The following is a 21,762-nucleotide window of genomic DNA, read 5'->3' on the forward strand; positions in this document are numbered from 1 at the left end:
TTTATTACAACCTTTGTTCCTCTTGTTGCTTCACTTTTAATCTTTGCTCTAAGACAGAAATCATTTGGAGGAAATGATCAGCTTCTCTTACTACGTGGTCTGCTAACAACGGGTCAATAACATTTCGAATTTGACAGGTTTTTATTAAATCTAAACCTGCCTTTTTAAAATTTCGAAGCTCATGTGTTGCGTTTTCACTATCTTTATTTAGCTTACCAATTATCGGATAGGTTGGGCTTTTCTTATATAACATTGATTCAACATCCCTTGCTTGGTTAAGCAGAACTTCGAAATCATCACCAAACTTACTCGCGGTTTTTACTAAGTTTCGTTCTGATTGATCTAGAAGTGAAGCGATAAATCTGGAATGCTCCATCATGATTTTTAGCCAAAATACATTTTCCTTAATAATCGCATCTTGGATAGGGTCCAGTATTCCTTCATTAAACTTTTTTAATGTTCTCATAAAGTATTCGGCTTCACGAGCAATATGATCGACAAGGAGAGGGAAATTAAATCCTTTTACTTTGCAATTGACGATTAGAATTAGAAGATTTCGTTTGAAGTTTCTTAATCCTAAAACTAATTGGATAGAATCTTCATTTAACTTTCGGACTGCTGTTACATTATTAGGGGTTTGGTAAGCTCTTTTTTCCTGTTCTTGAAAATAGTGATAAAAACGATCAGTTTGTTGAATGAGATGTTTGTCTTGGCGGTTAAAGCCTTCACCTAAAAAATACGAATGCTCTTTCATTATTCGTAGCCAAAATTTATTTTCGGTTAAAGACCTTTCAATGAAAAGTTGCTCCGTCAAGGATTCAGGTGGTGCCGCAAAAGACTCAGGGGAAATAAGCATTTGATTATTGTCCTCTATTCCCACAAATCCCTGATTAACCATATTTGATTCACCCCCGTATTATCACCTTCAATCTATATTTATTTAAACTTTTTCCTAATATGTTATTGGACTAGTTTCATGCAATAAAAAATTCCAAAAGAATTAGACCTGCAATAATTTTAAGGGATTGAAATGAGCGTTATTTAAGATTTAGGTAACAACATTTCTAAAGCAACTGTACACAGGAGATACCAAGAATACCTTGCCTCTCAAGAAGAATAATGCGTTTGCCTTGTCAGGAAGCCTCTTTTTTAGTAAAATCGTATGACATTACAGATTCTTTACCGAAAGGAAGGTTCTTGAATGCTATCGAAAGAAAAAATGGCTAGAATCAATGAGCTGGCAAGAAAAGCAAAAGCGACTGGCTTGACGGAGACAGAAGCAAAAGAGCAATCTCAATTAAGAAGCGAGTATTTGGCAACATTCCGTTCAAGTATGCTCGATACATTAACAAATACAAAGTTTATTGATCCAGAAGGAAACGACGTAACACCGGAAAAAATAAAAACTAGGAAAAAAAATACACTTCATTAGCCTGCGAGGAATACACATTTGTATTCCTTTTCTACATATATCAGCAATTTCTGTGTCAAAATAAGAAACAAAATGACATTTGCTGCTTATTTCAGTCCAATCAGTTGAATTATAGCCTGCAGCAATATAATATTAATGTTGTGTTTAGTAATCCTGTGATTAAGAAAGGATGTATTTCATGTTTAATACTATTGATGATTTATCAGTTACCTCCATTCGGACGCTTGCTATTGATGCAATTGAGAAAGCAAACTCAGGGCATCCCGGTATGCCGATGGGTGCGGCACCAATGACTTATACATTATGGACCCGCTTTATGAACCAGAACCCGAAGAATCCTCATTGGTTTAATCGTGATCGCTTTGTGTTATCAGCTGGTCATGGTTCTGCATTGTTATACAGCATGCTCCACTTATCCGGCTACAATCTTAGCATGGATGATTTAAAGCAATTCCGCCAATGGGGAAGTAAAACACCCGGACACCCTGAGTACGGCCACACTGAAGGGGTAGAGGCAACAACAGGCCCGCTTGGCCAGGGGATTGCAATGGCAGTCGGTATGGCAATAGCAGAACGCCATGTAGCAAGCGTTTATAATAAAGATAATTTTGAACTTGTGAACCATTTTACATATTCTATTTGCGGCGATGGCGACCTAATGGAAGGTGTATCTGCGGAAGCTGCATCACTTGCCGGGCACTTGAAATTAGGACGGTTAGTTGTTCTCTATGATTCCAATGATATTTCACTTGATGGTGACTTAGATAAATCCTTCTCTGAGAGTGTTAAAGGCCGCTTTGAGGCATACGGCTGGCAATATCTTCGTGTGGAAGACGGAAATAATCTTGAAGAAATCGCGAAAGCCATTGAAGAAGCTAGAAATGATCTCGACCGGCCGACTATGATTGAAGTAAGAACAGTAATCGGTTATGGTTCCCCGAACCGTGCTGGAACTTCAGGTGTACATGGAGCTCCGCTTGGTGCAGAGGAGTTAAAGCTGACAAAAGAAGCGTATAAATGGACATTTGAAGAAGATTTCCATGTACCACAGGAAGTTTACGACAATTTCCAAAAACTCATTGTTGAAAATGGTGAGAAGAAGGAAAGAGAATGGAATGACCTCTTCGCCCAGTATAAAAAAGAGTTTCCTGAACTAGCTACTCAGCTGGAGCAGGCATTGAATAATGAACTCCCTGAAGGCTGGGATAAAGATATTCCGGTATACAGTGAAGGGAAAAGCCTTGCAAGCCGCGCCTCTTCAGGTGAAGTGTTAAATAGCATTGCGAAAAACCTGCCAACTTTTATCGGTGGTTCTGCGGACCTTGCTGGTTCGAATAAAACAATGATTAAAGGTTCAAAAGACTTTATGCCTGGTGCTTATGAAGGCCGGAATTTCTGGTTTGGTGTCCGTGAATTTGCTATGGGTGCTGCGATGAATGGTATTGCCTTACATGGCGGAATGAAAGTATTTGGCGGAACGTTCTTTGTCTTCTCTGATTACGTTCGTCCTGCGATTCGTCTTGCTGCGTTAATGGGATTACCAGTAACGTACGTATTTACCCATGATAGTATTGCGGTTGGTGAAGATGGACCAACACACGAACCAATCGAACAGCTTGCTGCCCTGCGCGCGATGCCTGGATTATCGATTATTCGTCCTGCAGATGGTAACGAAACAGCGGCTGCTTGGAAGCTTGCAGTTGAGTCAACGAACAAGCCAACAGCGCTCGTATTGACACGTCAAGATTTACCAACATTAAAAGGAACGGATACAAATGCATATGAGGGAGTTTCTAAAGGTGCCTACGTCGTTTCTCCTTCAGAACGCAATACTCCTGATGCGTTGCTGCTGGCGACAGGTTCAGAGGTTAGCCTTGCCGTTGAAGCACAAAAAGCACTGGTTGGTGAAGGTGTTCACGTTTCGGTGGTCAGCATGCCTTCATGGGACCGCTTCGAACAGCAATCTCAAGAATACAAAGACTCTGTGCTTCCGAAGAATGTGAAGAAACGTCTTGGAATTGAAGTCGGCGCATCATTCGGCTGGCACAAATACACGGGCGATGAGGGCGATGTATTAGCAATTGACAAATTCGGCGCTTCTGCACCGGGAGAAAAGATTATGGAAGAATACGGATTTACCGTAAATAACGTCGTTGCACGTGTGAAGGCGTTATTGAATAAATAAAAATGCGAAATGCAAGTGAGAACGGAAAAATTCCGTTCTCTTTTTTTTATTTAGAAAAAAATAAAGGAATCTTCAATAATTCTACCGAATTCATAGTACAACCGTTTAGATATGTGGTATTCGACAAAATTAGTGAAAGTTTTTGCCGCCGTAAGACAAATGTTTCGCTTGCTATTTTTTATAATAGAAAAAAGGGGAATCAACGAAGGAGAGAACTGTGGTGAGAAAATATCAGCTTTATTTAATAGAAGATGAATTTGCTGCCCATTACTTCGGAAGAGAGCGATTGTTCTTTCAGCTTTTTATGGAACATCAAAATGCGAACGGTGAGCTTAAGTTTATTACCAAAAAACAAATTTCCTATATAACCAAAAGAGTAGAGGCCTTAAAAATCCACCAGCTAGTTCAAAAACAGCTAAGTAGAATTAAAGGGTTTAAAGCGGAGCAGGGTGCATACTCGATAGATTTGAGCGGAAAACTAAGTACTGCCAAATTAGAAGTATTTCAAGAATTGATAACAGTCGAGGCTGGAGGCAGCTATGAAGCTGAAACAGCGTTTTTTGAAGTGCTGCGAAAATGCGAGTCTTCCTTCCTGGCGTTAGACCTCGATCACCAGCGCTATGGCTGGTTAAAACCGATTAAAGAAAGAAAATTAATCTAATTTAAAGCAGATATTGTCTAATCCGAAAATTTTTAGTACACTGTATGGTAGACAACATGAAGGAGGAAGTTGAATGGGTACAACAGGAATTGCGATTCTAGTTGGTATACTAGCATTAGCTGCTGGTGTAGCGCTAGGATTTTTCATTGCTCGCAAATATATGATGAGCTATTTAAAGAAAAATCCGCCAATTAATGAGCAAATGTTAAAAATGATGATGATGCAAATGGGTATGAAACCTTCACAAAAGAAGATCAACCAAATGATGTCAGCGATGAACAAACAGCAATCTAAATAAACTAGACAAGCACTCACATATGAATGGGTGCTTTTTTGGTGCCTAAAAACCCTGGTTTCGAAATCTTTATTATTTTAAAAATATTTGATAAAATAGAACCGCAACTGGTTGGATGAGGGTGGAGTAGAAATTTTAAAGAAAGAAATGTAACTGTTCGATTTTTAAGTGTTTTGGGGGAGGTTTCATGAAAGTTTTTTTAGAATTAGGCTGGTTTTTTAAGCAGGAGAAAAAAGCGTACATATCAGGGGTTTTCCTTTTGCTGATCGTGGCACTACTCCAGTTAGTACCTCCAAAGGTGATTGGCATTATTGCTGACCATATTAATGAGGGGACGATTACAAAAGCGATGCTGGTGGAATGGGTTATCGTTCTTATCGGTGTCGGGTTTGCTATGTATGTCCTAAGATATTATTGGAGAATTATGATTTTTGGTTCATCGGTTAAACTGAGTAAAATTTTAAGAAATCGCTTATATCAACATTTTACGAATATGTCACCGGCATTTTATCAGAAAAGCCGTGTTGGCGATCTGATGGCACATGCGACCAATGACCTGTCAGCCATCCAGCAAACAGCAGGGGCAGGGGTCTTGACACTCGTTGACTCCCTTTCAACGGGCGGGTTTGTTATCCTTGCAATGGCCTTTACAATCAGCTGGAAATTAACGTTAATCTGCTTAATTCCGATGCCGTTTATGGCGATGCTGACTAGCTGGTTTGGGTCGATGCTGCATAAAAGTTTTTATAAGGCCCAGGAAGCGTTCTCGTCATTAAATGATAAAACACAGGAAAGTATATCAGGGATAAAGGTCATCAAAACGTTTGGGCAGGAACAGGAAGATATTGAAGATTTCCGGAAACAATCAGAAGATGTTGTTCAGAAAAATATTGTCGTCGCGAAAATCGACTCTCTCTATGATCCTACCATTTCCATCATTGTCGGGATTTCCTTTTTCTTATCGATCGCTTTTGGCGCCAAGTTTGTCCTTAATGGTGACTTATCGATTGGTGAATTAATCTCATTTACAACCTATTTAGGATTATTAATTTGGCCGATGCTTGCGTTTGGCTGGCTGTTTAACATCGTTGAACGCGGCCGTGCTTCCTACGACCGAGTTGCCGCCCTTCTTAGGGAAAAGGTCGAAATCACGGATCACGAAAAGGCGCTTGATACAGTGCCGTATGGCGATATTCAGTATCAAATCGCTGAATTTACTTACCCAGGCGATGCACAGCCGCTCTTGAAAGATATTTCCGTTTCCCTTCATGCGGGAGAAACACTGGGAATTGTCGGTAAGACAGGTTCAGGCAAAACAACACTGTTAAAACTGCTTATTCGCGAATTCGAAGGCTATCAAGGGGAAATCCGTTTTGGCGGGCAAAAACTTCAGGACTATAAGCTCGAAAAATTACGGGAAGCAATTGGCTATGTCCCGCAAGATCATTTCTTATTTTCCGCCTCGGTTGCTGAAAACATTGCCTTTACAGATCCAACAGCAACTATCGAGGAGATCGAACGGGCAGCAAAACTAGCCAATATCCATGACGATATCCTCCAATTTACGGATGGTTATCAAACGATTGTTGGTGAGCGAGGGGTGTCGTTGTCGGGCGGGCAAAAGCAAAGAATTTCGATTGCTCGCGCGCTCCTTATGAATCCAGAAGTCCTCGTACTTGATGATTCCTTATCAGCAGTAGACGCGAAGACGGAGGAAGCCATCCTTTCATCCTTAAGGCAAAATCGCGAGGGGAAAACAACCATCATTACCTCGCACCGTTTAAGTGCGATCCAACATGCCAATCTCATTATCGTCCTCGAAAATGGGCAGGTTATTGAACGAGGCACACATGAGGACCTGATGGAATTGGACGGATGGTATAAGGAAATGTATTTACACCAGCAGCTAGAAGAACTTGTTGAGCATGGGGGGCATTAAGATGGAAGAAAAATTGCAGCTGTCAGAACGTGAACAAAGAAAGATATTGTTCCGTCTTCTTTCTTATACAAAACCACATAAGAAAATGATCAGCATCGCCTTCGTTCTGCTGCTCTTAACAACCATAGGAGATATCGTCCTGCCGTATTTAGTCAAAATCTTTATCGATGATTATTTGACACCGGGTAAGCTTGAATTTCAGCCATTATTGATTCTCGGCTCCATTTACATGGGGATTCAAATTGTAAAGGCTGTCTTGATGTTTTTTCAATTTGTGAAATTTCAGGAGATTGCCCTATACATTATTAAGCAGCTCCGGATCGATGTGTTTTCAAAAGTCCAGTCACTTGGTTTGAAATACTTTGATAAAACCCCTGCGGGAAGTATCGTATCCCGGGTGACGAATGATACCGAAGCGATTAAAGATATGTTTGTCACCGTCATTGCCACATTTATTCAAAGTGGCTTTCTGTTGACAGGTATTTTTATTGCAATGTTTATTTTGAATGTGAAGCTGGCACTGTTTTGCGTCATAATTATTCCGATCCTATTGTTTGTAATGAACTTATATCGAAAATTAAGCTCACGATTTTACCTTGATATGCGCGAGAGATTGAGCCAATTGAATGCTAAGCTGGCGGAGTCGCTTTCGGGAATGTCGATTATCCAAGTTTTTCGCCAGGAAAAACGCCTTCGTCATGAATTTGGCGACATTAACGAGCAGCACTACAAGGCAGGAATGAAAAATATTAAAATTGATGGTCTTTTGCTAAGACCGGCGATTGATTTGATTTATATTTTTGCCCTCATTATTGTTTTAAGCTATTTTGGGATTACTTCCTTCCAGCACAGTGTGGAAATTGGGGTCATCTACGCGTTTATCAATTATTTAGACCGTTTCTTTGAGCCGGTAAACCAAATGATGATGAGGCTTTCCTTATACCAGCAGGCAATCGTTGCCGGCTCCCGCGTGTTTCGATTGTTAGATGAAGAAGAGCTGGCTCCGGCTCAAACGGATGAGAAGAAGATTGCCATTAAACAAGGTAAGATTGAGTTCAAGGATTTAAGTTTTTCCTACGATGGTAAACGGGATGTTTTGAAAAATATATCCTTTACCGCGAATCCCGGTGAAACGGTCGCACTGGTCGGTCACACAGGCAGTGGAAAGAGCTCCATCATAAATTTGATGATGCGTTTTTATGAGTTTGAACGTGGGGAAATTTTGATTGACGGGGAATCGATTCGACACTTTACCAAGCCTGAACTAAGAGAGAAGATGGGGCTAGTGCTGCAGGATCCGTTTTTGTTCTACGGGACAGTAAAGGATAATATTCGCCTTCATAATGAAAGTTTGACAGATGAACAGGTGAAGGAAGCGGCAAGATTCGTTCAAGCGCACACGTTTATCGACAGGCTTGAGGATGGTTTTGACCATAAGGTGGTCGAGCGGGGAGCGACTTTCTCAAGCGGACAGCGGCAATTAATTGCCTTTGCCAGAACGATTGCGGCTAACCCGAAAATATTAGTGCTCGATGAGGCGACAGCCAATATTGATACGGAAACAGAAGAAGCCATCCAAACGGCGCTGGCGAAAATGCGCAAAGGGCGGACAACAATCGCAATTGCCCACCGTTTATCAACCATCCAAGATGCTGATTTAATCCTCGTATTGCATCAAGGGGAAATCGTCGAACGAGGAACGCATCAAGAGCTGCTCGCACTTGGTGGACTCTATCATAAAATGTTTCTGTTGCAAAACGGCGCGGTAGAACGTTTAGAGGATGTAGTGAATGGATAGGAAAAGCAGAAAAGCCTGGCATTATGCCAGGCTTTTCCCATACTATTGGTCTATTTTGTTCAAGAAGTTTAACCTTTAACAGGCGGAGGATGGAACTTTTTTAATATAGTTTCGATTATATTCATTTAAAAGATGATCAAGTTCCTGGCTGTAGCGAATTGCAACGGAGGAACTCAAGCCGTTGGTTATAGCGACTTGAATTAATTCAGCTCGTTTTTTCTCGATTAATGCAACTAAATCCTGTTTGATCACGGCCGATGTCCTTTCCGGAGTAACTCCCGTTTTTTGGTATATAAGAGAATAAAAGACTACCAAAATGGTGCTGTTTTACTAGTATAACCTATAATGTAAATTACTTCAAAGACATTTGTAGGAAAATATCCAATCAATTTTGTTGTCTCTTTGAAATTGTGAAAGTATTATGAAGTGATCATCTTAGTGACACAAAATATTCATTGTAATCATTATCTTTTGCTCAAATGTTTTGTTAGAATGGAGAGGTATCGACTATAGTGGGAGTGTTAATATGTCTGATGTAAATATATTTCTAGCATTAGGGGCAGGATTTATGAGCTTTATCTCGCCATGCTGTCTACCCCTTTATCCAGCGTTTCTATCGTACATCACCGGAATGTCTGTCGGTGAACTAAAAAGCGAAAATGCCATGCTTCAAAAGCGCAGTCTATTCCATACACTGTTTTTTCTCTTGGGTTTTTCAGTCATCTTTATTGTGATTGGTTTTGGAACCACATTTTTTATCGGTCGTTTTTTCGTAGAATATAAAGATTTAATTCGTCAGCTTGGCGGGATTTTCATCGTTTTCTTTGGACTAATCATTGTGGGAATATTAAACCCGCAATTTATGATGAAAGAAAGACGATTTGAATTTAAAAACCGTCCCTCAGGTTATCTAGGCTCAGTCCTTATTGGAATGGCCTTTGCGGCTGGCTGGACGCCTTGTACGGGTCCAATATTGACAATCGTAATCTCGCTTGCGGCTTCGAACCCGAGCTCAGGTGTTTTATACATGACGGCCTATTCGTTAGGGTTTGCAATTCCCTTTTTAATCCTCTCGTTCTTTATCGGGCGCATGAAATGGATCCGTACATACAGCGGAGTTATTATGAAGGTTGGCGGCTACCTGATGATTATCATGGGGATTGTCCTGTTTTTTGACTGGATGACAAAAATCATTTCGATCTTCTCTGCAATATTTGGCGATTTTAATTCACCGCTTTAATATAGCGATAAGATCTTAACCATTTAGGATGCTCTAACATGGTCTTTCCTTTTTTTGTATTCGTTACCTATGCTCATTCAATATTGGGAACAGAAATACAATCAAAAATTTTTAACAACAGCGATGATTTGAGCTATAATGAGTTAGAAAATAATTAGATAAGGGAAGAATGAACCAATGAACTACGTTGTTGTTTCTTCAATTGGAGCAGTTTTGATGGGCATTTTTGCCATGTTTGTCCGGATGAAAGCTGCAAATAAACCTGCAAGTGTAAAAAAAATTATCTTGCCGCCTGTTTTTATGTCCAGCGGTGCACTTATGTATTTCGTACCGGAATTTAGATTATCTTCGATGGAAATTTTAGAGGCTGTAGTGGTGGGCATGCTTTTTTCGATTTTGCTGGTTAAAACCTCTAAATTTGAGATTCGTGACAAAGAAATTTATTTAAAACGGTCAAAAGCATTTATTGTTATTTTAATGGGTTTGTTAGTTGTCCGCCTTGTCGCAAAAACCATCTTAAGCAGCACGATTGAATTTGGCCAGCTAAGCGGCATGTTCTTCCTGCTTGCATTCAGTATGATTGTTCCGTGGCGTGTGGCGATGTACCGGTCATATATGAAGCTTTATCGAGAGCAGCATGGGAGTAAAATGATATAAATATATGGACACTGATTCTTTCTGGGTCAGTGTTTTTTATTTTTATGAAAAATAAAAAACCGTCCGGATTTGGGACGGTTTAGAATAAATGCTCGTATGGCGCGACATCAATTCGATTTTCAAACAGCTTTTTGCGCAGAAATTTATGATCCCTTTTAGGCGTTGCCTGGATATAGCCGCGAATCACAAGCTCTTCCGTAATTTGCGGAGCCTTTTCACTTAAGGCAAGCTCGCCGATTCTCCCCGCAATTTTATGCCGGGCAACATCGCGGAATAATTCTGGAACAGGGCTGACCAAATCCTCAAGCAAAGCCTTCTCGGTGGGACCCCATAAGTGATGCGATTCCTTCACATAATGCTCTTCCCAATCCATCACCGACTTACCGTCTTCTTTCGGCATTTTCTTCAAAAACTTTCGGAACATAAAAAATCCGCCAATGGCGAAAGAACCAACCAAAAAAACAACCCAAAATAAGATAAACCACAAAAACCAACCATGGAGCTGCTGCATATTATTCACCTACAAAATACTATTTTTCATTTCATTATAGTCTGATTTCAGGGGAAATGACAAGCAAACGTCACAATTTGAAACAAGAGAAACGATTAGCTAGAATCATATCCATTGATATTGGGTGGAATAAGCAAACATCAAAGTGTGCAAAGGTTGTCGAAAAAGTGACAAAACAGCCAACTCTATTGATTAATACTATATTCCATTGTATTATGGGGACAAATGATGGTAAGCGAGACTGGTTAGGCCTTTGGCGAAATGGCTGTGGAACAATAGTCCATCCACCATCATTATTTAACATCCGTGGGGCTGAATGGGGTACTGGTGTCCTCCACAGTCTTCAAAACTGCTTGAGACCTGCGTGCCAGGTCTGGTGGGTTCGATTCCCACGCAGTCCCGCCAAAAAGATTGATATATCAATGTTTTTAAACGTTTGGATAAATTTGGTTAGAAGAATTGTTTTACACTAAGACTGTGTAGGGTAATATCAAACAGACTGAGGAGCCTCTTTTGCTATGTTGGGAACCCAATGAAGCAAAAGAGGCTTTTTTATGGCAAAACAAAAGGAAAAAGCACTGTTGGTAACCGACTATTTATCGAAGAGGAAAAGACTCAAATGGATCACGGAAAGACACTTGGGGGTATGTTTGAAACTTTTTTCCGTGCTAAAGGACTAGAGGGCTTGCGGCCACGGACATTAAAAGAACACCGAGTAACTTTTAAATATTTTTTATCCTTTTTAGAGAAAAAGTATCCGGATATTAAATATGCAGATGAAGTAACGACAGAAAACATTCGAGATTATGTGTATTATATGAGTAAAGAAAAAAACCTTTGGGATGATCATCCCAAAGAATCCTGTCAATTCAAAACAGATAAAAAAGGGTTATCGCCCTTTACTGTAAATATTAGATTAAGAACTTTGAAATGTTTTTTTAAAATTTCTCTATGAGGAAGGATATATAAAAAGAAATCCAACTGAAAGAGTCAAGTTAATGAAAACAGAAGAGGATACTATTCAAGCATTCTCCAAACAACAAATTATTGAATTGTTGAATCAGCCCAATCAACGGACTTATGCTGGTTTTTGAGAGTATGCGTTAATGTTGTTATTTTTAGATACCGGCATTAGATGTAATGAAGCTTTAGGATTGAGAAAAAAAGACTTTGATTATGAACAAAAAATTATTAAAGTTCCAGCACCATTAGCAAAAAACCCACACGCAAGAATTCTACCTTTATCCCAAAAAACCGCGAAGGCTTTAAATACATTATTAAAAGAAAACAGCATATTTAAAAAAGTGATTTTATCTTTTTATCAAACTATGGTGGTGAAATAGACCCCAGTTGGGTGAGAGCTAGAATAAAAGAATATGGGGTAAAAGCAAATATTACAAATGTTCGAGTTTCTCCCCATACATTTCGCCATACTTTTGCAAAATTTTATATATTAATCGGAGGGGATGCATTTACGTTGCAACGTATCCTAGATCACTCGACAATGAATATGGTACGAAAATACGTTCACTAACAATAAATCTCTTAATCAATTTGTATCATGGCACAACTCGTAAAAAGTCCTGCTTTTCTGTGACCGGAAAGTAGGACTTTTGTATTATAAATCATTATTTCTATCAATTACTATTTTCTTATTTTTGGGTGCTTGACAGGATAATACAAAAATTTCAAATATTCAGTAATATAATTGATTTTGGTGGAAATCACCGAAAAGTTTGGCAGGTAAATTTTTCTCTTTGCCAAATAAAGGAAGAGGATAATATATCAATATTATCCAAGGAAGGAGGAGGAGAATATACCAAGATTAACCAAGGAAGAATGCGATGAGTTGTTGCAACAAGTACGAAACGATAAAAGCAAAAAATGAAGGTAGTGTTTGATACAAATATTTACATATACGCTTTTCTTAGTGGCAGAGAAGATATATATAGATTATTTAATGAGCAAGTGTAAGGCCCAGAGCGCCACGGCAATCTCAAAATCTCAAGGGGATATTGAAGTTCCGCGCGGAGGTTGTCTTTATGGAAGCCGGAGGTCACGCAGTGAAAAATCTCGTTCTTCGGACTTTTTGCAAGGTTATCAAAACGCTTCTCTGAAAAGAGAGCAAAAGGGAGGTAATTACTATAAAAGAACATGTACTTGAGCTTCACGTATTGCGGGAATGCACTTATAAAAAGGCTGAATAACTTTTTTCAGCCATGAAGGAAGGTGGTTTTGGAGACGTGCGGTTGGAGCGGGCAAGGTTAAAAAGCGTTCAACGAAAATGAGGCGTTTTACTTCGCCGGACCAGTGCCCCCATCTTTGACGTTGGTGGAGGCACGCTTTAGCGCTATAGCGGCGCGACAATTTCAAAATCTAAATTGGGGGGGGTTCAAAAAATGGAAACTAAGCATCAACCAAGTCGGCAAAATGGCATTGTGACAAAGTGGCAACAAAGAAAGGGGTTGAAATTTTTCCATTCGCTTATTGTTTGCTCGTCCTTACTGGTCTTTTCCGGTTCTCCGGCCAGCGCGCTTTCGTGGACGTACCCGGAAGACCCCGGCTTTGTCGCCAAGAATCCAGGGGAAATGGCAGCCGCTAAAGCCAGTTGGGAAACGCCGGAATATGGTTATTATACCGGCCATAATCCTTCTACTCCTGGCACAACGATCAATTCCCCATGGCAGCTCGCCGCGGTAAACGCGTCCACAGCCTACGCCCTGGGGTATTTCGGGCAGGGCGTCACGCTGGGCATAATGGATTCGGGCTACAGGGCTACACACGAAGCATTTCAGACCGAGCTGATCGATTCGGTGAGAGCGGAGGGTGTCTACGGCACGTCCGGCTACGGGTATCGTAGCGCAACCCCGGCGAACCCGTTTACTGCGGGCGAGTGGTTCACTGTGGCCGGTGATCAGGGGAAAACAAGTGACTACTCGCACGGGACCGGTATGCTTGGGGTTATCTCCGGCATCCGCGATGGTAAAGACATGCACGGCATCGCCTTTGGATCGAAGGTATATGCTGCCAAGACCGGCGGTTCCGATAGCCAGTCCCACGGTCCCTTCCACGATTACGTGTACTGGTATACAGCCAATAAGGCCCTGGTCGACGCAGGCGCCCAGGTCATCAACAGCAGTTGGGGCTCTTATGTCCAGACTCTTGACAGAACCCGCTATGACGGTTCAGGAAACGATCTTGGAGCCAACGGCAACCGCGCCAACGCTTATCAACTGATTGGCAAAGACAGCGCCAGCGCCACGGCAATGAGTACTACTATCCCCAACGAGTACCTGAAGGATCTGGAGTACCAGTATTTCTTGTTCAAGAAAAGCTATTCGGAAGACGGCATTCAATATAATCCGAACTACCCCGGACGATCCTTTATGGAGGCCACCTGGGACGCCATCAAGGACAGCGGTACCGTCAACGTAAGGTCGGCCGGCAACAACGACTGGAACAACCCGTATTTTCGCCCAGCGTATCCCCTCTTCAATCCCAGGGCGGAAAATCAGTGGGTAGCCGTCAGCGGGGTGCAACCGCCAACTGCGACCATTCCCGAATACACAAAGCAGTACGGATTTAACGAGGCGGGGCTCGCCAAATGGTTTACCGTGTCTACCCCTTCAAACAACGTTATGACCACGAGCAGCAGTGGTGATACTAGCTATTCAAACTCAAGCGGCACGTCACCGGCAACGCCCGTTGCGACAGCAGTGATGGGGGTTCTGCTCTCCCGCTATCCAGACATGGACGCCATGCAGGTGCGTGAGCTGATGTTCACCACGGCGAACAATAAAATGTCCGACGACGTGAGATTCCTCGGCACCGGGCAAACATCCCCCACCGGAGCATCCATCGCCTGGACCGCTCCCGAAGGTCTTCCGGACGAACGCTGGGGCTGGGGGATTCCCGATCTGGCCAAGGGCATGTACGGCCCCGGCCAGTTCCTGAGCCCCATGACCTACAACATGAATAAAGCGCCCATGGACATCTGGTCGAACGACATCAGCCAGATCGCGATCAAGGAAAGGGAACGAGAAGATCTGGAGTGGCTGGCGGGCTACAAGAAGCAAGGGATTGCCTACGCCGGTGAATTCAGTCCCAACGTGCTGAATCCGGACGGCACGCTTAACAAACAGGCCTTTATGGTTCAGGGCATTTTGGGTGATCCTTACATCCAAGCAATCACTAACGGCCATCCCGAGTTGTACGATAAGATCACCTATGAGGACGCCGTCAAGTGGCGCAAAGAATGGATGGATGCGCGCGCAGCCAACATTCAGAACAAAATCGACAACAACCTCTACACAGCTTCTCTGACCAAGCAGGGCCCCGGGACGCTGATCATGACGGGCCATAACACCAACGAGGGCGGCACGACGGTTGAAGGCGGTAAGCTTTCGATCACCGGCTCGCACACAAGCTCGATCGGCGTCCAGGGCGGCACTCTCGGCGGCAGCGGCAGCGTGGCCGGTAGCATCGACGTCGACAGCGGCGTGCTGGAGCCCGGTATCGCGCCGAAGGAAGCCGCGGCGCTCTTCACCGACGCCCCAGGCAATGTCCTGAACGTCGGCGGGGATGTGCGCATCAGCCGCAAGGGTCGCCTCGCCGTGACCGTTAGGAGCGATAGCGACTATACGAGCGTAGAGGGTGAGGGGGACCTAGTGCTAGAGGATGGAGAACTGATCCTGGATGTGCAAGGAGCCTTGACCCAGGGTACCGTACTGACCATCATGAAGGGCGGGTCGGTCACGGGCAGATTCGCCCAGATGCCCGAAAATCGCGTGTGGCAGGCAGGGGGCTACCTGTTCAGGGTGTCTTATCAGAACAATAGCGTGACGCTGACCGTCATGCTTGCGGTGCAGTCCAATGCTGCAAATATGAAGAAGCTTGTAGAAAACTTCCAGCATGATGGGGACATTACAAATAACGACGCTGCCAGAATGTTGTCAACGCATCTGACTGCCTTAAGCTTTTACGAAGAAATAGGATTAAGGGACAAAGTCCAAAAACATTTGAATGGTTTCAAGGTACTACTAGACAACCATTATTCAAACAAATTTATTTCCGAAAAAGCCTTTAATATATTACAAGCAAATACTGATTATTTAATCAATCAGTGGAAATAGTATCCGAAAATAAGAAATTCCCATTTTGCAATTGAAGTGCTCCCCATAAGTATACAGGAAAAAATTAAAGCCTGGACGCTTAAAGTAACGGGTACAGTTACGGGGGAGAATGATACAAATAACGATAGAAATAACACACTAATTTAGGATACCAACTCACCAACGAATTAACAGTGTAAATATCAAGCAATAAAGTAGGGAAGCCTCGAGAAGGGTTTCCCTACTTTATTCTGAAGCCCGAAATATAAAAAACAAGCGCACCCTCCGGTACGGAGCACAAATAGCCGTAAATTCTGATTTTTTTAATCGAATTTCGGTTCTTTCATTTATTTGCTATATTCTGCCTGAATCATTTTTGACCAGGGCATGTATTGATCTAAAATTTCAGGGTTTTGATGAATTCCGAGATTCGGTAACTCGGGGCCAGTGGGTTTGGCATCAAGCTCTATGGAAAAAATCCACACTTAAAATGTAGAATGCATTGTAATAAAATTTACAAAGTGAATACTATTAAACTATATAGTACCTGTATAACCTCAAGAATATGGCTTGAGGGTCTCTACCAGGAACCTTAAAATCCTGATTACAGAAAATGAATTTATTCGTTTTTTGTAATCAGGATTTTTTGTTATTTTCTGAAAAGGAATAACCCTCTACTTCAAGCCTTTTCCTTTTACAATCATTTAAGTAATAAAGGAAGAGAAACAGACTATGAATTTAAATGTCTTTATACTAGCATTATCGACGGTCGCAGTTGGACTAGTTGAATTAATCGTAGGCGGGATCTTGCCGGCCATCACCGAAGATTTCAGTATTTCCTTAAGCTCTGCCGGACAGCTAATTACAGTGTTTGCGCTTATCTATGCCGTTGCCGGACTGGTTTTGCTTGTATTAACTAGCAAGATGGAACGCAAGAAAGTGTATCTTATTTCCTTATTCGTTTTTTTCTAGGTAATATCATGACCTATTTCAGTCCGAATTTTTCCTTTATGATGGTTGCAAGGGTGTTAACTGCCACGAGTACAGCACTTATCGTTGTGCTTTCCTTGACGATTGCTGCAAAAGTGGTTGCCCCTGCCCACCGGGCAAAGGCTTTGGGTCTTATTTATATGGGCATTGTCGCTAGTTCTGGGCGTGCCACTAGGAATCCTGATTTCCAATACCTTTGGATGGCGTGTAATTTTCCTTGGAATCGCGGTGTTATCAATCGGGTCAATGGTGCTTATTTCATTATTTTTGGAGCGCATTCCCGGGGAAAATACGATTCCACTCTCGCAACAATTAAAAGCAGTAGGAAGTGCGAAAATAGGCAGTGCCCATCTTGCTACTTTGTTTTTGCTTGCAGGACATTATACACTTTATGCCTATTTCACCCCATTTTTGGAAACGAATCTTCATTTAAATTCATATTGGATTAGTATCTGTTATTTTGTATTTGGAGTTGCAGCCGTAACCGGAGGAGCATTCGGTGGAACACTTTCGGATAGAATCGGCGCGCCAAAAAGCATTATCATCGTCATTAGTGCCTTTGCTATTGCCCTATGTTTATTGCCATTAACGACGTTTTCACTTGTTCTATTCATTCCGGTGATGATGGTTTGGGGAGCATTAAGCTGGAGTCTGGCTCCGCCGCAGCAAAGCTATTTAATTCAGACAGATCCGTTACATCAGATATACAGCAAAGCTTTAATAATTCTGCCTTGCAAATCGGAATTTCGCTGGGGTCTGCAATTGGCGGCTTTGTGTTAAATCAAACCGGCACAGTAACCAGTACAGCTTGGATTGGAAGTGTTATTGTTGTTATTTCCTTAGTATGTGCAGTCTTTTCTTTAACTAGACCGTCCATTACAAGAGAAAATAGAACTACAGCCTAGTCTCATCTTAATGTTTGTGCCTGACCCCCGCCGCGTTAATAAGATGCAATATTGGGGGTCAGGAGCAAATTTCCAGAAGGCACTCCAGCATAACTTCTAGCGATTGCGACAAAGTGAATAGTTGGGAAGACATAATTTTTCAACCTTAAAGGAGGCTGCCTTTGAGCAGCCTTCTTTAAATTTATTATTGCCTTTTTAAAATAAACCTTCAAGGAGGACCGTATGACTGTTCTCCTTGGAGATAAGCATGCTTATCGGGAATGCAGGAAATTAAAAACGGCATTCCCGCCCAAATTAACCGCTCTAAAGCATCTTTTAAACTAAACGCCTTTCACGTCCATTTCACTAATAAACGAGGCAAAATTGCCCCTATAAAAACGTGAGTAATCCTCATCTAAAGTGAATTAACTGGTAAAAGAAGTATTTATTTAGAGGAAAAAGTCACGTCCAATTTTTAGGTGCAGGTGCCATGCTTGGTGCCCGAATTTTTAAAATTACAAATCACATGAAAACACTAGGAATCAAGAAAGCTTGATTTATCAGTACTTAAGGGTACATCAAGATACTAGAAAAACAGGTGGTAGCAAACTTCAAAACTGCTTGAGACCTGCGTGCCAGGTCTGGTGGGTTCGATTCCCACGCAGTCCCGCCAACCTTGATATATAAGGGTTTTTGAGGACATATGTGAAGCTATAAGAGGAATTCTATTTTTAGAAAAAAGTGAAAAAAACGCCTTTTGGTCACAACGAATTTAATAGAAAATTTTATTTTATTAGTTGCTCTAGTAACTGAGCAGCTTCTTTTTCTTCACTTGCAGAATAGGAAGTAAGAGATTTTGTAAAAAACTCCTTCAAACGAAGTTGGTCTGCGGTATTAAGTTTTTGAATCTCCTTAATGATGTCCATTAACTCCATTTGAAATCACTCACTTTTGCCCTTATTTATATAACTATTATAGAACAACAGTTCGATTTTGTTCAAATATCAACATAATCCTTTAAAAGAGCCAATGATTAAGTGCTCTTTAAAGGGTGCTTTGTTTTTTTGGGAAGCAACCTCCCTTTAATGGTTTCAGTGTTAGATCCGCCTTTCCAAAAGCACCTAACATCATTACAGACGCAACCATAATTGCTGCAGCTTTCCCTAACAGCCATAAAGCACTAGGTCTTAATGGCCGGAAAACGAATTGGATATTTCTGGAATGAGCATTTAGTAGTATGGACGACTGTGAACTAGGGATATATGCTTAAGGTACAGGTGGTAAGCGCTACCATTGCCTTTGTACATAGTATTTCGCCTGCAATAAACCCCAAAGGAGGAATCTAAAGCGTAATACTTATCATGTTGTAGAAACCTGGTTCAATCTGCACGTTAAAGCGAATGAGTGTAAAGAGATTAAACGAGGAGGAGAAACAGTGAAAAAATTTTTCAAGAAGTTGATGATCCCATTTTTGGCAGTTGCTCTTTTGTTAACAGGAATCCCGCATTCCGGTGCATCGGCGAAGTCCGCAATTAAGGACTTGGTCATCGACCTGAATGTTCCCCAAGTAGAGCGTGAGGCTGTCGACAATAAAATTGATTTAAGGGCACTTCATGTATATGATGACGGACGCTTTATGCTGGCTTCGCAAAATTTGGTCTGGAGTTCCTCGAATAAAAACGTTGCATCTGTCAAAGATGGCGCAGTTACGTTATCGGGACATAATGGAAAAACGTTTATCTCTGTCAGCGATGGCATTTTCACGGACCGGATTGCAATCCAATTCAAAGGCAATCAGGGACAGATCCTTGTTGAAAAAGAAAAGGGCAAACGCTATGATCTGATTGGCCATGCGATAAAAAACATGACCATGGAAGAAAAAGTCGGGCAATTGCTGATGCCGGATTTCCGTAATTTTAAAGGTAAAGAAGTAACTGTAATGACCGATGAACTGGCCGAGCAGGTTAAAAAATACCATCTGGGCGGGGTCTTATTGTTCCAACCAAACACGGTGACAGCCACACAAACAACAAAGCTAGTCGCCGCTTATCAGGAGGCCGCGGAAAAGTATGGACTATTAATTTCCATTGACCAGGAGGGCGGAAATACTACTCGTCTGCAATCCGGAACTCATTTTCCAGGAAACATGGCGCTTGGTGCCGCAGGGTCTGAAGAGCTCTCAGAAAAGGTTGGAAAAGCGATTGGCGAGGAACTTCATGCCGCTGGAATTAATTTCAACTTTGGACCAGTACTTGATGTCAACAATAATCCTGACAACCCAGTGATTGGCGTGCGTTCGTTTGGCGAAGATCCAGAGCTTGTTGCTAAATTAGGCAAAGCCTATATTAGAGGACTTCAGGCAACGGGTACAGCCGCAACAGCAAAGCATTTTCCAGGGCATGGTGATACGGCAGTGGATTCTCACTTAGGACTTCCGGAAGTGGGGCATGAAAAAGAACGTTTGAAACAGGTAGAATTATATCCATTCCAGCAGGCGATGGATGCCGGGATGGACGCGGTTATGACAGCGCATGTCACTTTCCCGAAAATTGACGATACAAAAGCCATTTCGAAAAAGGATGGCACTGAAATTGCCATTCCTGCAACACTTTCCCATAAGGTGCTAACCGGTCTCATGCGAGAAGAGATGGGCTTTAAGGGCGTTATCGTAACAGATGCAATGAACATGCTGGCGATTGCCGATCATTTCGGCCCAGCCGATGCAGCCGTTCGTGCGGTAAAAGCAGGTGCGGATATTATCTTAATGCCTGTTGGTTTAGACGTTGTTGCAAATGGGCTTTATGAGGCAGTAAATTCTGGTGATCTTTCTATCGAAAGAATTGAGCAATCCGTTGAACGGATTTTAACACTGAAATTAAATCGCGGCATTGTCAAGCCAGAGGCAGCGCCGAATGTTGATGAAATGGCTGCCAACGCCGAGAAGGTTTGGAGATCTGCGGAACATTTACAGTTGGAAAAGGAAGCTGCGGAAAAATCGATTACCCTTGTAAAGAATAATGGTGTACTTCCATTGAAAGCAGCAGCGGGCGATCGGATTGTCGTAGTCGGTTCGAATGCGACTACACTTGGACCCGAAGTTCAAAAACATCATTCCAATGTAACGGTGATCAACAGTGCTACTTTACTGTCCGGGGCTAATTTAACTACTGCCAAATCTGCAAAATTTATCATTGTCGGTACAAATACTTCTAACGTGGCTGGAAGACTGCCTTCTGCCAATCTCATGAGGCTGGTTAACCAAATCATTGATGAAACCGACGCAGAAGTGATTGGGGTAGGACTCCGCAATCCGTATGACATCATGGCCTATCCAAACGTCAATGCCTACTTGGCACAATATGGAACGAGAGAAGCAAGTTACGAAGCATCAGCCAACACCATATTCGGAGTCAACAAACCAACCGGCAAACTGCCGGTTACTATCTATAACCAAGACGGCAGTGTCCTCTACGGATATGGCCATGGATTAGGATATTAATAGAAGTTTATTAGGTGATATTCACCAAATGAGACGGAGAACCTCCTTAATAGGAGGTCTCTTTTTTTTGATAAATGGCTTCGGCGGATTATTTATTGAAATAGGCGAGATTTTAACGAAAGACCGCGGATATTGGACTCGAATGTAACAGTGTCTAAAAACAAATAGAATCAGGGTGAGAACCAGCTCCAGGCATTGAAAATTTATATGGTTATGAGAATCATAGTTTGGCGATAATGGTGATAGATTCGTTATGGAGAGGGGTCAATGAGTGTGAAGAGCGGTAAACAATACGATAACATAGCGTTTTCTAAAGAGACGTCCCAAAGAGGATTCGAACCTCCGACCTACAGTTTAGGAAACTGCAGGTCATTTCTTATATTAGGTGCAATTTGGTGCCATGCTTGGTGCCCAAATTTTTAAAATTATAAATCACAACTAGAAAAAGGCGCAACCAGCAATAACTGATATGCTCCCCTTAAGGTAGACAGATTAAAAAATAAAAAATCTGGCTACTCTTAAGGGGAGTATTTATTATGTCTAAAAGAGCTTATTCAGCT

The 21,762-nt window shown here is 42.0% G+C and carries 16 protein-coding genes, 1 tRNA gene, 2 pseudogenes and 1 riboswitch; of the genes and pseudogenes, 15 read left to right on the plus strand and 4 right to left on the minus strand.

The features are described 5' to 3' along the window. Nucleotides 1–4: 4 nt before the first annotated feature. On the minus strand, nucleotides 5–898 hold the full coding sequence (locus ACFVSW_RS22210) for a DUF2935 domain-containing protein (protein ID WP_387318795.1): 894 nt from the start codon (nucleotides 896–898) through the stop codon (nucleotides 5–7). Between the two features lie 303 nt (nucleotides 899–1,201). Between ACFVSW_RS22210 and ACFVSW_RS22215 the strand changes: the two genes are divergently transcribed. The 6 genes from ACFVSW_RS22215 to ACFVSW_RS22240 all read left to right on the plus strand — a co-directional run bounded on the left by ACFVSW_RS22215 (nucleotide 1,202) and on the right by ACFVSW_RS22240 (nucleotide 8,310). Further along, nucleotides 1,202–1,432 (plus strand): DUF896 domain-containing protein, encoded by a 231-nt coding sequence (locus ACFVSW_RS22215; protein ID WP_387318796.1) that lies wholly within the window; start codon nucleotides 1,202–1,204, stop codon nucleotides 1,430–1,432. A gap of 178 nt (nucleotides 1,433–1,610) precedes the next feature. After that, on the plus strand, nucleotides 1,611–3,617 hold the full coding sequence (gene tkt / locus ACFVSW_RS22220) for a transketolase (RefSeq protein WP_387318797.1): 2,007 nt from the start codon (nucleotides 1,611–1,613) through the stop codon (nucleotides 3,615–3,617). A gap of 220 nt (nucleotides 3,618–3,837) precedes the next feature. Further along, a complete protein-coding gene (gene sirA, locus ACFVSW_RS22225) occupies nucleotides 3,838–4,278 on the plus strand; it encodes a sporulation inhibitor of replication protein SirA (protein WP_387318798.1) in 441 nt (146 codons plus the stop codon). Nucleotides 4,279–4,351: 73 nt separating this feature from the next. After that, complete coding sequence (locus ACFVSW_RS22230) at nucleotides 4,352–4,576, plus strand: YneF family protein (RefSeq protein ID WP_387318799.1); 225 nt, start codon at nucleotides 4,352–4,354, stop codon at nucleotides 4,574–4,576. Between the two features lie 184 nt (nucleotides 4,577–4,760). Continuing rightward, nucleotides 4,761–6,512 carry an ABC transporter transmembrane domain-containing protein gene (locus ACFVSW_RS22235; RefSeq protein WP_387318800.1) on the plus strand — a complete coding sequence of 584 codons (1,752 nt, stop codon included), beginning with the start codon at nucleotides 4,761–4,763 and terminating at the stop codon, nucleotides 6,510–6,512. 1 nt (nucleotide 6,513) lies between these two features. Next, nucleotides 6,514–8,310: an ABC transporter ATP-binding protein gene (locus tag ACFVSW_RS22240; RefSeq protein ID WP_387318801.1), complete on the plus strand. Its 1,797-nt coding sequence runs from the start codon at nucleotides 6,514–6,516 to the stop codon at nucleotides 8,308–8,310. A gap of 75 nt (nucleotides 8,311–8,385) precedes the next feature. Here ACFVSW_RS22240 and ACFVSW_RS22245 read toward each other — a convergent pair whose 3' ends face one another. Next, nucleotides 8,386–8,562: a Spo0E family sporulation regulatory protein-aspartic acid phosphatase gene (locus ACFVSW_RS22245; protein ID WP_387318802.1), complete on the minus strand. Its 177-nt coding sequence runs from the start codon at nucleotides 8,560–8,562 to the stop codon at nucleotides 8,386–8,388. Nucleotides 8,563–8,836: 274 nt separating this feature from the next. Here ACFVSW_RS22245 and ACFVSW_RS22250 point away from each other — a divergent pair, with 274 nt between their 5' ends. After that, the gene (locus tag ACFVSW_RS22250; RefSeq protein WP_387318803.1) at nucleotides 8,837–9,550 is read left to right on the plus strand and encodes a cytochrome c biogenesis CcdA family protein; all 714 of its coding nucleotides are present in this window, start codon (nucleotides 8,837–8,839) and stop codon (nucleotides 9,548–9,550) included. Nucleotides 9,551–9,727: 177 nt separating this feature from the next. Further along, nucleotides 9,728–10,207, plus strand: a complete 480-nt coding sequence (locus ACFVSW_RS22255; RefSeq protein ID WP_387318804.1) for a CcdC family protein — start codon at nucleotides 9,728–9,730, stop codon at nucleotides 10,205–10,207. A gap of 79 nt (nucleotides 10,208–10,286) precedes the next feature. Here the strand turns inward: ACFVSW_RS22255 and ACFVSW_RS22260 are convergent, their stop codons facing one another. After that, nucleotides 10,287–10,718, minus strand: a complete 432-nt coding sequence (locus tag ACFVSW_RS22260) for a DUF2621 domain-containing protein (protein WP_387318805.1) — start codon at nucleotides 10,716–10,718, stop codon at nucleotides 10,287–10,289. Between the two features lie 308 nt (nucleotides 10,719–11,026). Between ACFVSW_RS22260 and ACFVSW_RS22265 the strand changes: the two genes are divergently transcribed. The 6 genes and pseudogenes from ACFVSW_RS22265 to ACFVSW_RS22290 all read left to right on the plus strand — a co-directional run bounded on the left by ACFVSW_RS22265 (nucleotide 11,027) and on the right by ACFVSW_RS22290 (nucleotide 17,724). Then, nucleotides 11,027–11,123: transfer RNA gene (locus ACFVSW_RS22265), tRNA-Sec, on the plus strand. 127 nt (nucleotides 11,124–11,250) lie between these two features. Further along, nucleotides 11,251–11,673, plus strand: a complete 423-nt coding sequence (locus tag ACFVSW_RS22270; protein WP_387318806.1) for a phage integrase SAM-like domain-containing protein — start codon at nucleotides 11,251–11,253, stop codon at nucleotides 11,671–11,673. A gap of 151 nt (nucleotides 11,674–11,824) precedes the next feature. After that, nucleotides 11,825–12,061 (plus strand): tyrosine-type recombinase/integrase, encoded by a 237-nt coding sequence (locus tag ACFVSW_RS22275; RefSeq protein WP_387318807.1) that lies wholly within the window; start codon nucleotides 11,825–11,827, stop codon nucleotides 12,059–12,061. 11 nt (nucleotides 12,062–12,072) lie between these two features. Continuing rightward, nucleotides 12,073–12,252: a tyrosine-type recombinase/integrase gene (locus ACFVSW_RS22280; protein ID WP_387318808.1), complete on the plus strand. Its 180-nt coding sequence runs from the start codon at nucleotides 12,073–12,075 to the stop codon at nucleotides 12,250–12,252. 865 nt (nucleotides 12,253–13,117) lie between these two features. After that, a complete protein-coding gene (locus ACFVSW_RS22285; protein WP_387318809.1) occupies nucleotides 13,118–15,850 on the plus strand; it encodes a S8 family serine peptidase in 2,733 nt (910 codons plus the stop codon). Between the two features lie 506 nt (nucleotides 15,851–16,356). Continuing rightward, nucleotides 16,357–16,456, plus strand: a riboswitch (purine riboswitch). Nucleotides 16,457–16,561: 105 nt separating this feature from the next. Then, a pseudogene (locus tag ACFVSW_RS22290) lies at nucleotides 16,562–17,724 on the plus strand (MFS transporter). A gap of 806 nt (nucleotides 17,725–18,530) precedes the next feature. On the opposite strand, the pseudogene ACFVSW_RS22295 reads toward ACFVSW_RS22290, so the two are convergent. Beyond that, nucleotides 18,531–18,638 (minus strand): annotated as a pseudogene (locus ACFVSW_RS22295) (IS1595 family transposase); the annotation flags it as partial. Between the two features lie 524 nt (nucleotides 18,639–19,162). On the opposite strand from ACFVSW_RS22295, the gene ACFVSW_RS22300 reads away from it, so the two are divergent. After that, nucleotides 19,163–21,202 carry a glycoside hydrolase family 3 protein gene (locus ACFVSW_RS22300; RefSeq protein ID WP_387318812.1) on the plus strand — a complete coding sequence of 680 codons (2,040 nt, stop codon included), beginning with the start codon at nucleotides 19,163–19,165 and terminating at the stop codon, nucleotides 21,200–21,202. The last annotated feature ends 560 nt before the right edge of the window (nucleotides 21,203–21,762 follow it).

The sequence above is a fragment of the Neobacillus sp. NPDC058068 genome, from assembly GCF_042885335.1.
GTDB lineage: Bacteria > Bacillota > Bacilli > Bacillales > Cytobacillaceae > Neobacillus.